The organism is Spirillospora sp. NPDC049652, from assembly GCF_040675125.1.
Lineage (GTDB): Bacteria > Actinomycetota > Actinomycetes > Streptosporangiales > Streptosporangiaceae > Spirillospora.
The window spans coordinates 1-1,733 of the sequence record NZ_JBFAOF010001254.1; the positions used below are offsets into that span (position 1 = coordinate 1).

At 71.9% G+C, this 1,733-nt stretch carries 2 protein-coding genes; both read left to right on the forward strand.

Going from position 1 to position 1,733, the window contains the following annotated elements:
• The coding region (locus AB0J52_RS39150) for a helix-turn-helix domain-containing protein (protein ID WP_500188144.1) at positions 1–236 on the forward strand (236 nt) is incomplete at its 5' end.
• Positions 237–501: 265 nt separating this feature from the next.
• On the forward strand, positions 502–1,733 hold a 1,232-nt coding region (locus tag AB0J52_RS39155; RefSeq protein ID WP_500188146.1), incomplete at its 3' end, for a phospholipase C.

Consider the following 1,733-nt stretch of genomic DNA (forward strand, 5'->3'; position numbering starts at 1 on the left):
CGGTGGGCCTGGGCGAGCGGCAGTTGCGGCGGCGGACGCTGGCGGCGTTCGGGTACGGGCCGAAGGTGCTGCAGCGGGTCCTGCGGTTCCAGCAGGTGCTGGCGGCGGTGCGGGCGGGGGTTCCGGCGGCGGTGGCGGCCGCGGACGCCGGTTACGCCGACCAGGCGCACATGGCCCACGAGGTGCGGGACCTGGCGGGGGTGCCGCTCGGCACGCTGATGGGCGAGAACGGCTGACTCGCGGGTGCGGCTCCTCGCCTCGGACCGGTCGAGACGGCAGGATGGCGGAACGTCACACGGAGCGACGTGGCGTATACGTCCGGTGTCGAGCCTATTTCTGGATTATCCCTGTCCGGGGTCCTGGCCTGCGCCTTCCGGGGCGGTCGGAGGTCCCGCGCGGCGGAGGTAAGGGAGTCCTTCACCCCGCGCGGCTACCGGCGTTACCGGTGGTGCGGGAGGTTCGTTCCGGCATTTCCACGATCGGAGAGAGACGGGAGCCGGAATGCCGGAACTGGAGCCGCGCGCGCCGCTGAGCCGGCGCCGGCTGCTGGGGACGGCGGGCACGGTCGCGGCCGCGGCGTTCGCCGCCGAGGTGCTGCCGCCGAACGTCCGCCGGGCGATGGCCGAGACCGCCGCCAAGCCCCGCGACGGCAGGCTGCGGGACATCAAGCACGTGGTGATCCTGATGCAGGAGAACCGGAGCTTCGACCACTACTTCGGGGTGCTGCCGGGCGTGCGGGGCTTCTCGGACCCGAAGGCGCCGAAGCTGCCGGACGGCAGGCCGGTGTTCTACCAGCCCGACCCGAGGAACCCGGCGGGCCACCTGCTGCCGTTCCACCTGGACTCGCGGCGGACGAGCGCGCAGGCGATCCCGTCCACCGGCCACTCGTGGCAGGTGCAGCACGACTCGTGGAACGGCGGCCGGATGGACCGGTGGCTCGTCGCGCACGCGGGTCCGGGGGGCGACGGCGCGAACTACCCGTTCGTGATGGGCTACTACACCCGTGAGGACATCCCGTTCCACTGGGCGCTGGCCGAGCAGTTCACGGTGTGCGACCGGTACCACTGCTCGGTGCTGGGCCCGACGTGGCCGAACCGGCTGTTCCTGATGAGCGCGTCGATCGACGCCGGCGGCGAGCACGGCGGGCCGGTGACCTCGAACTCCGCCCCGTCACCGTTCACCTGGACGACGTATCCGGAGGCGCTGACACGCGCCGGGGCGTCGTGGCGGGTGTACCAGCAGACCGACAACTACGGCTGCAACGTCCTGGAGTACTTCAAGGCGTTCCAGGACGCGCCGGAGAGCTCGCCGCTGTTCAGGAACGGCCTGCGCACCTACGACGCGGGGCAGTTCGCCTACGACGCCAAGCACGACCGGCTGCCGGCGGTCTCGTGGATCATCCCGACGAGCTACCAGTCGGAGCATCCGGACTACACGCCGGCGGCCGGCGCGGACTTCGTGGCGAGCCAGATCGACGCGATCGCGTCCAATTCCGACGTGTGGAAGAAGACGCTGTTCATCCTGAACTACGACGAGAACGACGGGCAGTTCGACCACGTCCCGCCGCCCGTCCCGCCGGCCGGGACCGCCGGGGAGTTCGTCGGCGGGCTGCCGGTCGGCGGCGGGTTCCGGGTGCCGTGCCTGCTGGTGTCGCCGTGGACGCAGGGCGGCTGGGTGGCGTCCGAGCCGTTCGACCACACCTCGACGCTGCGGCTGCTGGAACGGCTGACGGG